This window comes from Clostridioides sp. ZZV14-6154, from assembly GCF_020657785.1.
Classification (GTDB): Bacteria; Bacillota; Clostridia; order Peptostreptococcales; family Peptostreptococcaceae; genus Clostridioides.
In genome coordinates, this window is sequence record NZ_JAGWCY010000009.1 from 87,215 (window position 1) to 100,246 (window position 13,032).

General features: G+C 29.4%; 12 protein-coding genes. All 12 read right to left on the bottom strand.

The genetic code is table 11. From position 1 onward, the window contains the following. Positions 1-3 precede the first annotated feature (3 nt). Positions 4-798 carry a hypothetical protein gene (locus tag KGF45_RS15760; RefSeq protein ID WP_227829115.1) on the bottom strand — a complete coding sequence of 265 codons (795 nt, stop codon included), beginning with the start codon at positions 796-798 and terminating at the stop codon, positions 4-6. A 69-nt stretch (positions 799-867) separates the two neighbouring features. Beyond that, positions 868-1,764: a cation diffusion facilitator family transporter gene (locus KGF45_RS15765; RefSeq protein WP_227829116.1), complete on the bottom strand. Its 897-nt coding sequence runs from the start codon at positions 1,762-1,764 to the stop codon at positions 868-870. Positions 1,765-1,949: 185 nt separating this feature from the next. Next, a complete protein-coding gene (locus tag KGF45_RS15770) occupies positions 1,950-3,065 on the bottom strand; it encodes a M20/M25/M40 family metallo-hydrolase (RefSeq protein WP_227436340.1) in 1,116 nt (371 codons plus the stop codon). Positions 3,066-3,214: 149 nt separating this feature from the next. Beyond that, positions 3,215-4,504 carry a hypothetical protein gene (locus tag KGF45_RS15775; protein ID WP_227829117.1) on the bottom strand — a complete coding sequence of 430 codons (1,290 nt, stop codon included), beginning with the start codon at positions 4,502-4,504 and terminating at the stop codon, positions 3,215-3,217. A gap of 65 nt (positions 4,505-4,569) precedes the next feature. After that, positions 4,570-5,439 carry a 16S rRNA (adenine(1518)-N(6)/adenine(1519)-N(6))-dimethyltransferase RsmA gene (gene rsmA / locus KGF45_RS15780; protein ID WP_227829118.1) on the bottom strand — a complete coding sequence of 290 codons (870 nt, stop codon included), beginning with the start codon at positions 5,437-5,439 and terminating at the stop codon, positions 4,570-4,572. A gap of 159 nt (positions 5,440-5,598) precedes the next feature. Further along, complete coding sequence (rnmV, locus tag KGF45_RS15785; protein ID WP_227829119.1) at positions 5,599-6,129, bottom strand: ribonuclease M5; 531 nt, start codon at positions 6,127-6,129, stop codon at positions 5,599-5,601. Positions 6,130-6,494: 365 nt separating this feature from the next. Beyond that, positions 6,495-7,562, bottom strand: coding sequence for a putative 2-aminoethylphosphonate ABC transporter substrate-binding protein (locus KGF45_RS15790; protein ID WP_227829120.1), 1,068 nt, complete (start codon positions 7,560-7,562; stop codon positions 6,495-6,497). An 11-nt stretch (positions 7,563-7,573) separates the two neighbouring features. After that, entirely contained in the window at positions 7,574-9,262 is a 1,689-nt protein-coding gene (locus tag KGF45_RS15795) for a putative 2-aminoethylphosphonate ABC transporter permease subunit (RefSeq protein ID WP_227829121.1), read from the bottom strand. Between the two features lie 18 nt (positions 9,263-9,280). Next, positions 9,281-10,276 (bottom strand): ATP-binding cassette domain-containing protein, encoded by a 996-nt coding sequence (locus KGF45_RS15800; protein WP_227829122.1) that lies wholly within the window; start codon positions 10,274-10,276, stop codon positions 9,281-9,283. Continuing rightward, on the bottom strand, positions 10,277-11,113 hold the full coding sequence (locus tag KGF45_RS15805; RefSeq protein WP_227829123.1) for a PHP domain-containing protein: 837 nt from the start codon (positions 11,111-11,113) through the stop codon (positions 10,277-10,279). It lies immediately after the preceding gene. A gap of 3 nt (positions 11,114-11,116) precedes the next feature. After that, positions 11,117-12,286: an alpha-D-ribose 1-methylphosphonate 5-triphosphate diphosphatase gene (locus tag KGF45_RS15810; RefSeq protein ID WP_227829124.1), complete on the bottom strand. Its 1,170-nt coding sequence runs from the start codon at positions 12,284-12,286 to the stop codon at positions 11,117-11,119. Continuing rightward, complete coding sequence (locus tag KGF45_RS15815) at positions 12,287-13,000, bottom strand: phosphonate C-P lyase system protein PhnL (RefSeq protein ID WP_227829125.1); 714 nt, start codon at positions 12,998-13,000, stop codon at positions 12,287-12,289. Positions 13,001-13,032 lie beyond the last annotated feature (32 nt).

A 13,032-nucleotide genomic window follows, 5' to 3' on the forward strand; every position in this document is an offset into this window, starting at 1 on the left:
ATTTTATTTCTTTCCAATCTCAAATATTTCATTTTTAAGATAATCAAATAAACTTGTATGAACCTCGTAGTAAGAGACAGTTTTCTTAGAAGTAACTTTTACATAATCCTTGCCCATTGTATCCACTTTCACCGCAAAATTTTCACCTTTTATATTTATACTGAAATTATAATCACTTCTTTCCTTACTTTTTTCTGGCTGAACCTTTCCTACAACTCTTTTTGAAATCATCTTATGTGCTAAATCATCAAACTTCCATTTATGAATCTTCTTAGTTTCTTTTCCATAAGTTATAGTGACCTCTTTCCAGTCTTTATAGTGACTCAAAAGGTCAAATGAAGTATATATGCTCTCATCTAAAAGCTTCTTAAAAGAATTCTTGGAATCAATTGGAACTTTATAATATTCCTCTTTATTTACAGTATAGACTCTAAAAAAATTAAGGTCTGTAGAAAATTTAATTCCATCATCAGAATACCCTTCATAAATTGCTTCATAAGAAGTAGTATTTCTCACTTTCTTAAATTCTGAGAAAAAGAACTTTATCTCGTTCCACATATCTTCTTCGATTTTTATGTTTTCTACATTTTTATCTGATACATAAATTTTCTTCTTCTCTTTTATTTGAGTCATTAAAGACCTATTATCTTCTGTCTCTGTTTCTACTTTCTTTGGAACCTCACTCTTATCCTTTTCCATGTTTAGACCTATTTTAAAAGATATAAAGTATATTATAAAGAAAACAACTACTCCTATTAATATTGCAGCTTTTTTCTTTAGTTTTCTTTTCTTACTCATTTAACCACCCCTAGAGTTTATAGTCATAAAACAATTATATAACTTTTTACACTTTTTTTTAAGCCATAATTATTTTATACACTTATTTCCTTGGCAATTAGTACATGGTTCAACATGAACTGTTATCCCTTTTACAAATTCCATATGTTTTATTATATGTTTTTCCAACTTAGTAGCAATATCATGCCCCTGTTTTACTGTTAGATTTTCATCAACACATATAGTCAAGTCCACATATGCCATAGCTCCATGTTTTCTAGTCTTTATATCTCCTAGATTTTTAACGCCCTCTGTATCTGCTACAATAAACTTTAATTCTTGTCTTTCTTCTTCTTCAACTGAAACATCCATCAATTCATTTACAGAACTTATAAGTATATCAATTCCTACCTTAGCTACAAATACTGCTACTACAACTGATGCAATTGGGTCTAATGGTTTAAATCCTAAAATAGAACCTCCTATACCTATAAATGCAGCCACTGAAGATAGAGCATCTGACCTATGATGCCAAGCATCTGCTTTTAAAGCGGGTGAATTTATCTTTTTAGCAACTTTTATTGTTATTCTATATTGATACTCTTTTATCAAAATTGAAATGACTGACACTATTAATGGAAGTATTGATGGAACACTCAATGCATCTAAGTTAAATAAGGATTTAATAGCCCCTATACCTATTGTGATAGAAACAAATATAAGTAATATTGATAATACGAATGATACCAATGTCTCTGCCTTTTCGTGACCATAATTATGTTCCTTATCTCCTGGTCTAGAAGATACATAATTACCTATCAGCACACCTACAGAACTTATAATATCTGAAGCGGAATGTAATCCATCTGCAATCATAGCACTAGAATTACCAATAATACCAGCTATCACCTTAATTATTGTTAAGACTATATTCCAAATTATTGATTGTATTGTTATTTTATTTGCTTCCTCGTACCTTGTTTCCATTGTTATTCCTCCTCATAAACCAAATCTAAATATTATTAAAAACATATATTTAAACATAAATTAAAGTTATTATTATATTCAAATGTATATCTTTTACTTTCAATAGAGATTATCAATCTTCTATAAAATGAAAAATCACCTAGCTTGAGCTAGGCGATATATATATTATACACTATTATTTAAATTTATGCTTCTTTTATTATCTCTATTACCATTTTGGCAGAATCATATAAATCCTTTATAGCTATATGTTCATCTAATGTATGAGCATTTTTCATACCTATTCCTAGAGTTATAGCTTCAATACCATTTTTACTTAATATATTAGTATCGCTACCTCCTCCTGTAGATTCAGTATGACCTTCTATTCCTAAATTTGAAAATGCTTTTTTTGCAAGTTGTATTATTTCTGAATCTTCATTAACATCTATTGGAGTATATGCTCTATTTACATCTATTTCAATTTTAGCTCCAAAATCCTTAGCGGCTTTTTCAAAAGTTTCTACCATATGTTTAGTTTGAACATCTAATTTATCTTCTTTTAGGCTTCTAGCTTCTGCAACTATGTTAACTTCTCCTGTTACTATATTTGTAGCTGTTCCACCATTTATAATTCCTATGTTAGCAGTTGTTTCTTCATCTATTCTAAGTAAATTCATATTATCTATTGCTCTAGCAGCTACCATTATAGCACTTATACCAGCTTCAGGCTCAAGACCTGCATGAGCTGTCTTTCCTAATATCTTAACATTTATTACATCTTGTGCAGGAGCTTTTACTATTATCTCTCCAGGAGAACCACCACTATCTAATACAAAGGCATATTTAGAATCTATTTTTGCATAGTCTAAATTTTTAGCTCCAACTAATCCACATTCTTCACATATAGAGAATACAACTTGAATATCAGTATGTTCTATATTGTTTTCTTTTACCTGTCTTAATCCCTCTAATATAGCTGCTATACCTGCTTTATCATCAGAGCCTAATATTGTAGTACCATCACTTTTTATTATTCCATTTACTTCATCCACTATAGGTTTTACCCCTATTCCTGGAGTTACTGTATCCATATGTGAACTAAATAATATTTTCTTTCCTTCTTTATTTCCTTTTAAAGTAGCTATTATATTGCCTGTTTCTCCATTTGCTTTTTCACCAGCATTATCTACTACAACTGAACAACCTATTTCTTCTAACTTTTCAACTAATACTTTAGCTACATTCCCCTCTTTTAAAGATAAACTGTCTATCTGTATTAATTCAAGGAACTCATTTAAAATTCTTTGCTCGTTTATCATAATCTTCCTCCATAATATAATAGGTATTTCAACATATATTGTAGTGTAATATTTAAATATTATCAATAGTTTTTAAACTTTTATATCATTTTCATTAATTTTCTTTACTAAAATGAAAGTTAAAGTTAAATTCTTTCATTCTTATTGTTTTATCTAACTATATTTCTCTGTCTAGAATCTATAAAGCATAACCAGTAGCCTAAACTATTGGTTCTATGGTCACAAACTTGATATTTTAAAAATCCTGTGCTTCCATTATCTGGTTGTTCATTTCTATTCCCTGGAATAGCATAAATATAATGCTTTCTCTTATTATATTCATCATATTGTACTCCAAATAAGTAATGTCTATATTTATATGAATGTAAAACTGCATCACTATACATTGTATAATTCAATACATTTAAATATCCTAAATAAGGCATTGAATATCCACACAATGTTGTAGGATTTACCTCTATTTTCCACCATCTTGTATTGTCTATATAATCTGCTACAAAAGGCTTAACTTCTCTGAATAGTTTTAGCCCTTTTTTTATTTGTCTAGGCATAAGTAATGTTCCAGCTTGCTTATTTCCACTATCTACTTGACTTATCCCATTAGCTCTTTTTACTTTTTCAATATTATTTTGTTCTTTTTGAGCTTTCTTTGACTTAGTAGTTTTTGGAGAAGCAACTATCTTTTCTTCATGTCTTATTTCAAAGTCTTCTTCATCCTCATCATATTCCTCATCATCTTCTATATCGTCATAGCATTCATTTTCTTTAGCCTTGTTATAATTTTCTATTTCTTTATAGTTATTAAATTCTTCAATTTCACCATCACTAGAATCTTCTATATCTGCTCTTGCCTTTAATTCTACCTCTTCACTTTCATCATCTTCCCAATAATCGTCATATTCATCTTCATCTTCATCATATTCTTCTATGATATATTCTTCGTCACTATCACTATTTTCTTCATTGTCATCATCATCTTCTCTATATTCTTCACTTGCATCATCTATATCGTCTTCTAAATACTCTTCTTCACTTTCAGCTAATTCTTCATCTTCTACATCTTGGAATAATATGTCCTCATAATTTTCAATCTTATTTCCCTTAAAGCCAACTAAAGGAATATTTCTTTCATACAATAAGGCAATTCCTTTTATCTCTTCATCATAATCCTCTAAATCTAAAACAAATTCACCTCTTCCTTGTTCATTTAAAATTATATTTCCTAAGTCTATTAATCCATGGTCACCTTTTATTGCTACTGCTTTATACCCATCTTTAACATATTTTAGATTTTCTACATATAATGCAATGATTGATTTTTCATCATTTACTTCGACTTTTGCAAAAGCTTTTGGCAGTACTCGTTCTTTGTATCTAAAGTTTATGTCTTTAGCTTCTAGTATTATATAGTCTCTTTTAAACTTTCTTTTAGAACCCACTGCAATCCCCCCTTAACACAGTTTCTCTAAACAATATATGTTAATAAAATAAAAAAAAGTACCTCCTATTTAGAAGATACTTTTGTATTTACTATATTTGAAAGAACTGCAAACTCTTCTATACTAAGAGTTTCACCGCGTCTTTTTTCATCTATATTAGCTTCTTTTAATATTTCTCTTATTTCGTCCTTATTAAGAAAACCAAGGCCTCCCAATGAATTAAGTAGAGTCTTCCTTCTTTGTCCAAAAGATGCTTTTATTGTCTTGAAAAATATTTCTTCATTATGAACATCATATTTCTTTTCAGCTCTAACATGTAAACCTATAACTGTTGAATCTACATTAGGCTGTGGTATAAACATATGTCTTGGAGCCTTTGCTACAATTTCTGTTTCACAATAGTACTGAACAGCTATAGACAATGCTCCATAATCCTTCGTACTTGGAACAGCATTCATTCTATCTGCAACTTCTTTTTGAACCATAACCACTATATCTGTTACAGGTATATCCTCTTCTAAAAACTTCATAACTATTGGTGTAGTTATATAATATGGAAGATTTGCTACAAGCTTAACTGGTCCACCATTTAATTTATCTTTTATTAGCTCTTGTATATCTACTTTTAATATGTCTTGATTTATAACTTCTATGTTCTCTAAATCTGATAAGGTATCTTTCAATATAGGAATTAAGTTTTTATCAATTTCTATAGCTACTACTTTTTCTGCTACCTTACCCATTTCACGAGTTAGTGTACCTATACCAGGTCCTACTTCTATTATATTATCTCCGTCTGCCACTCTAGCTCCATCCAATATTTTATCTATTATATTACTATCTATTAAAAAATTCTGACCTAAAGACTTTGAAAATTTAAAATTATGTTTTTGTACTACTTCTTTTGTTGCGCTATGTGAAGATAGTCTATCCATCGTTTACTCCTTTTTAACTTATTTTAAGATTTTATCCTATTAATTATACTTATTTACATGTATTCAAAGCAAAATAGTTATTAAAGACAATTTATTTTAAATTACTCTGTAATTTTATATTTATTTTTTATATTTTTTTCATATCATACATGCTTACATTTAAATTTGTTTTAATGCACTTACAAATTCTTCTCTTTCAACACCATAATTATTTAATCTATTTAAAAATTGCTTTGCATTTCCATAGCCAATTCCAAGTATTTTACCAAGTGCATCTCTCCTAGATGATGCATCTTCATTTCCTATAAGACCATTTCTAATCAAATCAACTTGTTTAAATTCATCTCTTTTTTCTGTACTTTCAGTTCTAACTTTATTTAAAGCTGCTATTATACTTTTTGGAGTAGCATTTTCTATTCCTATATCTCCATCCTTTTTAGCTTCTTCTCTTGGTAAAAACGCATGTTTACATCCTGGGACTTCTGATGCTATTTTTTTTCTTATTTTTTCACCTGCAAAATCTGGGTCTGTAAATATTATAACTCCACGTCTTTCATTAGCTGATTTTATACGCTCCATTACTCCTTTTGGAAATCCAAATCCACCTGTGGTTATAAGTTCTGCATCTATCGCTCTCTTAACTGCTGTAACATCGTCTCTTCCCTCTACTACTATTATCTCTTTTATCATATAAATTCACCTTTTATTTGTTTTTAGTTTTTGTTTACATCTCTTTATTTTAAGGTTTTTATTTGATTTAATCAAGGCACTAACCTATTTATTTTTATTTAGAAATCTATAGTTTAAAAAAAATTTATTTCTACTAGATAAATATATTCACTATTATATTCTATTGAATCACTTATAAGCAACAATAAGTCCCTTGTAGCATTACCTATATTAATATTATATCATCCATACAATTTTCTTTTTTAATATCAATGATTTATAGAAAAAATATGTGGGTCTCATGACAAATATAAAATATATATTAAAAAAACCTAGATATAAAATTTATATTCTAGGTTCTCTTTTGTTGGATTTTATTAATGAATTTAACTTTCCTTTTCTGTCTTTCCATCATATTTTGATATCCATTTATTTAATATAGTTTCTCTATTTTTTGCTGCTGATTTTAAATCATTATCTATCATTTGCTCTAATGGCTTTTTAGGGAATCCTTCTGGAATTGGATTTCCTGTATCAACTGTAGTAACTGCATAGTTCTTAGAATACTCATTCATTGCATCTTTACTTATCGCCCAATCTAAAAATACCTTAGAAGCTTCTTTTATATTCTCTTTTTTTACAAGAGCATTTGCTTCTATATCCCATCCAGAACCTTCTTTTGGAAACACTACTTCTACTGGATAACCTTCTTCTTTTAATTTTATGCCTCTGTATCCAAAAGATATCCCTATAGGGTATTCTCCTGAAGCTGATGATGTAGCTGGAGCTGAACCAGATTGAGTATATACACCAATATTTTCATGTAACTTATCCATATATTGCCATGCCTTTTCTTCTCCCATAATTTGTATAAGCGCTGACACTGTTAAATATCCTGTTCCAGAAGAAGATGGATTTGGCATAGATATAAGCCCCTTATATTCTGGCTTTATCAAATCTTCATAAGAACTAGGAACTGGTATATTTTTATCTTTTAATTCTTTAGTATTTACAGTTATACCTGTCATCCAAGCATCTATACCAACCCATGAAGGCACTTCTTTATCATCTTTAAATGCAGTGTCTATCTTATCAGACCCTTCTGGAGCGTATGGTTCTAGCATTCCTTGGTCATCTGCAACTAACAAACTTGTGGCAGCAATCCCCCATACAACATCTGCTTGTGGATTATCTTTTTCTGCTAATAATCTCGCTGTTATATCTCCTGTCGATGCTCTAACAACATTTAATTTAATATCTGGATATTTTTCTTTAAATGTAGCTAAATATGGGTCTATACTGTCTTCTTCGATTGCTGTATAAACTGTTAATTCTCCTTTTGTTTTACTATCAGACTTTGAATCTCCACCTGATGAGGCAGTGCTACATCCTGTTATTACACTCAATAAAAGTGTTGATAATACTCCTAAAGAAACTAGCTTCTTAAATTTCATCTTTACCTCCCCTATGCAACATCTTTTTGTTGCCATTTTTGTGTATTGTTTTTTAATTTTTTTGTTACGAATTCATAGCAAAGTCTTACTATTATATTTGTTAAAAGCACTAATACTGCCATAGCTGCTGATGGCCCTATATATCCTATCTCATCTAACTTCAATATGGAAATTGATGCAGTCTGAGTCTGAGGGGTATACAAAAATATTAATGCTGAAACAGTAACCATTGAATTTACAAAATAATATACCACTATCTCAAGTATTGATGTTATAGACATTGGTACTGTGATGTTAAAAAACACTTTATAAAATGGAATATTTATAGATTTTGCGACTAATTCATACTCTCTATCCAACATTTTTAGTGATGAGTTTGAAGTTATAAAACAAACAGAATAAAAATGTACTATGTTTACTATGACAAGTATGACTGTACCACCATATAGGAAATTTAGTGGATTACTTGCTGAGTTAAAAAAAGTTATATATGATATTCCTAGTACTATACCTGGTAATGCCATTGGTATCATAGATAAGAAGTAAGCTGTTTGTCTTAATCGTGGAAATTTATCCACTTTTTCTATCATGTATGCACTAAAAAACACAAATATAGTTCCAAATATAGCTGTTAGTGTTGATATTTTTAAACTGCTTAAATAAGTTTTTAATCCGCTTCCTAAAATACCTTTAAATGTATAATGTTCCATCGTAAAACTTAGGTTATATGGCCATAATTTTATAACTGAACCTATAACTGAAACGAATATCAAAATGAAGATTAGTAAAGTTATAAAACTACACGCTATTAAAAATACTCTATCTCTAAATTTATTTTCTTTAATTTTATAAGGCATAGATTTTGCTGTTATAGTCATTCCTTGTTTTTTACTTGCCACCTTGTCTAATGTAAAAGCTATTAGTACAGGAATTAACATTACCATAGAAACAGTTGCCCCCATTGGTATATTAAACTGCCCTACTACTTGCTTATATATATCCGTAGCTAATACATTATAGTTTCCTCCAACTACCTTTGCTGCTCCAAAGTCTGTAAATGCAAGTATAAAGGATACAAAGAAAGAACTTACTAGTGAGTACTTTATGCCTGGAATTGTAATTTTAAAAAACTTTTTAAAATCACTAGCCCCTAAGCTATCTGCTGCTTCATAAAGTCTATAATCTGCCATAGAAAGCGCAACAGATAGTATTAAAAAAGCTTGTGGGAATGTAAACAGTATTTGAGAGACAATTATTCCTAATGGTCCATATAACGGTATCTCAAATCCCATTGTTGTAAATATTCCTTTATTTCCAAAAAGGTATATAAGTGAAATACCATATAACATAGTTGGTGCAAAAAGAGGAAACATTCCCATAGTTTTGAAAAAATTCTTAAATTTTATATTTGTTCTCGTTATTGCATATGAATAGATAAATGCTAAACACAGCGACATTAAAGATGAAACTGTGGATACAAAAATTGAATTTTTAAATGATGCTATAAGACTTGGATTTTCAGCATATTTACTAAAATTTGAAATACCTATGAAGTTTCCACTTGTATCTAAAAATGCATTTTTTAATAATGATACTAAAGGAAACAAAATAAATACTATTAGTACAATTAGCGAAAAAATCAGAAAACATTTTTGTATTGTGCTATCACTTATCCTTCTTTTGTTTTTTGTTGTTATCATTTATTCACCCCTAGCTATTTAAGCACATCCCTCTGATTTATATTCTACAATTCCCTCTTTGGGAATTTTGAAATTTATTTTAGACCCTATACACAGTTTCATTTGTTCTGCAACTTTTGAAACTATGTCTAATTTTATTTTCTTAGAACAATATTCAACTGTAATTCTATAGTTAAATCCTCTAAATTCAATATCTAAAATCTCTCCAACTTTAATGTCATTGTCTTTAGAATCTCTATTAAATTCTACCTTTATATCTTCTGGTCTGATAGCTATCTTATTAATACCATCATCTATAAAGTTTATTGTTCCTATAAAGTCAGCTACAAAAGGTGTCTCTGGATTTTTATATACTTCTTTTGGAGTCCCAACCTGTATTATTTCTCCACTATTCATAACAACCATTTTATCTGCTAGGCAAAGTGCCTCTTCTTGGTCATGAGTTACCATTATAGTGGTAATTCCAAGCTTTCTATGTAAACTTCTAATCTGTTCCCTAAGTTTCAACCTTACTTTTGCATCCAATGCAGATAATGGTTCATCAAGAAGTAAAAAATCTGGCTCTAAAGCAATTGCACGAGCTAGCGCGACTCTCTGTTGCTGTCCTCCTGATAATTGCGATGGATACTTTTTCTCATATCCATTTAGTTCGACAACTTCTAAAACTTCTTTAATTTTCTTATCAATATTAGATTTATTTATATTTTTATTTTCTAAGCCAAAAGCTATGTTTTTGTAAACAGTCATGTTTGGAAATAGTGCATATGACTGAAAAACTATACCAAAATTTCTACTTTCAGGTGGTAAGTTCGTCATATCCTTATCATTCATTATTATTTTTCCATCATGTTTGTCTTCAAGACCTGCAATTATTCTAAGCAATGTACTTTTCCCACAACCACTTGGTCCCAATAAACAAATAAACTCTCCTTTTTTAATATCAATAGATATATCTTTTAGCACTTTAGCTTGTCCATAACTTTTACTTACATCTTTAACTTGTAAAAAAGACATTTATAAAACCCCTCCTAAGGCTAACCTAAACTTAAATAAATCTTCTCTATTTAAGCTTTTACTTCCTAGGTCACACTCATGCTGAGAGTAAAGCCCATGATAATCTGAGCCTCCTGTAACAACTAAGTTATATTTCTTAGCATAAGAAAGTGACTCTTTTTCTAAATCTTTATTGTGAGATGGATGATACACTTCTATCCCATCTAATCCAACATTCACCATATTTTCAATAGCATTAAAATTGTCCATTTGGCCAGGATGAGCTAGTACACAAATTCCACCAGAGCTTTTTATAGCTCTTATTGCATCTTTATAATCTACATATTTTAAAGATACATACACCTTACCATTTCCTCTATGAAACAACTCTTTATATAAACTTGAATATATTTTATCTGTGTACCCTTTATCTATAAGTGCTTTCATTATATGTTGTTTAAATATTCCAGTCTTTGATGAATATTTCTTTACATCTTCTAGAGATATTTTATATCCTAAATCTATAATTTTATTTACCATCTTAACAGATGCTTTATGCCTATCGCAAACCATTGGATTACATAAATTTTTTATTTCTTGACTATTTAAATCTATATTATAGCCCAAGATATGAACTCTTTTTCTGTTTTTATAATCGTATGCTGATATTTCTATACCTGGTATTATAGTTATTCCATAATTTTCTCCCAATACGATAGCTTCATCTAGCCCAGACAATGTATCATGATTTGTTATTGCTAAAACACTTATATTCTTTTCTAATGCTATCTTAATTATTTCTTCTGTAGTGAAGTTGTTATCTGATATGCTTGTATGACAATGTAAATCTGTTAACAATCTTTATACCTCCCTTTTATAAACTGTTTTTCCATTTACAATAGTATTTACAACTCTTGGATACTCACTATCAATATCCAATAAAACTAAATCTGCTTTTTTATTTTCTTTTATGCTACCTCTTTCATCATATATACCAACTGCTTTAGCTGGATTTGAAGTAAATAGGTTAACTGCTTTATTTAGACTGTTAGTTCCTTGTGCAACTATGCACATGGACTTTATCATTGCTGATGGAAGATAGTCTGAACAAACAATATCACAACAATCTTCCAATATAGCATCCATTGCCTTTAAGTTGTTATTATGAGATTTCCCTCTTACAATATTTGGGGCACCTAGACAAGTTAAAACACCCAGTTTCTTTGAATATTTTGCAACTTCAAGAGTTATAGGAAATTCAGATACATTAACTCCTATATTTTTTATAAAATCCATTTTTTCTAATGTATCATCATCATGTGATGCAACATTTATATTTTTAGTTTTTGCCCTTCCTATGACACTAGCTATTTTATTCCAATCTAAATTATCATGTAAATCTACTAATTCATCTAACCATGTATCTACATAATTTTCTGTTACTCCCCATACTTTAGTAGCATATTCTCTATAGAACTTCGGATTTGTATATTGACCTTGTCCTGGAGAATGGTCCATTATAGATAAATAGTCTATTTTATCTTTGTCTAATAACTCTGATACCTTATCTAAGCCTTCATGGTACAACACTTCATACCTTAGATGAACTTTATGATTTATACTCTTACTATTTATATTTTTGTACGAATCGATATTTTCAATCATTTTTAAAGAATTATCAATACTTCTAACTCCTACTCCATCACCTAGAGATATAGAATGATAAACTGTTGTTATTCCATTTGCAGGTAGTTTTTTATCTAGCTCATAAAATGCCATATTAAATGGTAATAATGTACTTGGTCTTGGCTCTATTTCCTTTTCAATAGCATCACTATGAATATCTATGATACCAGGTATAACATATAAATTTTTTGCATCTATTATTTCATCTATCTCGTTGAAATCTAGTAAGTAGTCAATCTTATCATTTGAGACTTTCTTTATTGTATCTCCTTCTATAATTAAATGGCCATTTTCTAATATTTTATCTTCCAATACAATATTTGCATTATGAATTAATTTTACCATCTAAGCTACCCCGCTTTCACTTATAGTGCCTTTTGTCATAGTAAAGGTTTTATCTATAACTGTCTCCATAAATTCTATATCATGAAATATCCCTATCATTGTAGTTCCTTGATTTTTAAGTTCCAACATTTTTTCTTTTACGTATATTTTAGATTGATTATCAAGTGATGCAGTTGGTTCATCAAGCAATAAAAGTCTAGGTTTTTTTACCATAGCTTGTGCTAGATTTAACCTTAACTTTTCTCCACCAGAAAAATTATTCGGATAGGAATCCCACAAGTTTTCCTTTATTTCAAACTGAGTCAGTATATCTTTCGCCATATCATATGCACAATCTTTTTCAAATCCACTCTCAATTAGAGAATGTACTACTAGCTCAATAGCAGTTATTCGTGGAAGTGTTTTTAAAAACTGTGATACATATCCTATTTCCTTTTTTCTAAGATTTATCATTTCTCTATCGCCAATTGTAGATAAATCTATCTTTCCATATATTTCTGAGTTGAATATTATTTCTCCAGTCGCTGGGATATAGGTTTTATAAATACTTTTTAATATAGTAGACTTTCCCGCTCCAGATTTTCCTATTATTCCTAAAAATTCACCTTTAGAAATTGTAAAATTTATTTCACTACACGCTTTTATAGTTTTGTTTAATGCATGTAATTCAAAATCTTTGCTAAAATTATTTACTTCAAGTATAATTTCTTCCATTTTATTTAAAACCCCCATTTTACTTATTACAA

What these genes read in the sequence shown, in the direction of transcription:
- KGF45_RS15815 (WP_227829125.1), bottom strand. Translation starts at nt 13,000, where the DNA reads ATGGAAGAAATTATACTTGAAGTAAATAATTTTAGCAAAGATTTTGAA.
- rsmA (WP_227829118.1), bottom strand. Translation starts at nt 5,439, where the DNA reads ATGGATAGACTATCTTCACATAGCGCAACAAAAGAAGTAGTACAAAAA.
- KGF45_RS15800 (WP_227829122.1), bottom strand. Translation starts at nt 10,276, where the DNA reads ATGTCTTTTTTACAAGTTAAAGATGTAAGTAAAAGTTATGGACAAGCT.
- KGF45_RS15810 (WP_227829124.1), bottom strand. Translation starts at nt 12,286, where the DNA reads ATGGTAAAATTAATTCATAATGCAAATATTGTATTGGAAGATAAAATA.
- KGF45_RS15795 (WP_227829121.1), bottom strand. Translation starts at nt 9,262, where the DNA reads ATGATAACAACAAAAAACAAAAGAAGGATAAGTGATAGCACAATACAA.
- KGF45_RS15790 (WP_227829120.1), bottom strand. Translation starts at nt 7,562, where the DNA reads ATGAAATTTAAGAAGCTAGTTTCTTTAGGAGTATTATCAACACTTTTA.
- KGF45_RS15765 (WP_227829116.1), bottom strand. Translation starts at nt 1,764, where the DNA reads ATGGAAACAAGGTACGAGGAAGCAAATAAAATAACAATACAATCAATA.
- KGF45_RS15760 (WP_227829115.1), bottom strand. Translation starts at nt 798, where the DNA reads ATGAGTAAGAAAAGAAAACTAAAGAAAAAAGCTGCAATATTAATAGGA.
- rnmV (WP_227829119.1), bottom strand. Translation starts at nt 6,129, where the DNA reads ATGATAAAAGAGATAATAGTAGTAGAGGGAAGAGACGATGTTACAGCA.
- KGF45_RS15770 (WP_227436340.1), bottom strand. Translation starts at nt 3,065, where the DNA reads ATGATAAACGAGCAAAGAATTTTAAATGAGTTCCTTGAATTAATACAG.